This window comes from Acinetobacter johnsonii, assembly GCF_048551975.1.
In the GTDB taxonomy this organism is placed as follows: domain Bacteria; phylum Pseudomonadota; class Gammaproteobacteria; order Pseudomonadales; family Moraxellaceae; genus Acinetobacter; species Acinetobacter johnsonii_A.
Genome location: NZ_JBIMCF010000213.1, coordinates 1 through 277, shown reverse-complemented (window position 1 = coordinate 277; position 277 = coordinate 1). Strand labels below are relative to the sequence as shown.

General features: G+C 44.8%; 1 protein-coding gene. It reads left to right on the top strand.

The genetic code is table 11. The annotated features are described in order from the left end of the window. Positions 1-277 (top strand): ATPase, T2SS/T4P/T4SS family (locus ACG9ZB_RS17290; RefSeq protein ID WP_419326853.1); only part of this gene is annotated, 277 nt, incomplete at both ends.

Genomic DNA, 277 nt, shown 5'->3' with positions numbered 1-277 from the left:
CTCACAGGGCATTTGGTTCTATCTACACTGCATACCAATACAGCCATTGGTGCGGTGACCCGCTTAAAAGATATGGGCATTGAACCGTTTTTGCTGTCGAGTTCGTTGATTGGTGTCATTGCACAGCGTTTAGTGCGCACCTTATGTAGTCATTGTGTGACATGGCGTGAAGCCGATACTTTTGAAACACAACTGTTTAAGCATTTGAATCCAAAAGCAGAACTTCAGTTACCTCAACCGAATGGCTGTGAACATTGTTCACATACGGGGTTCACAG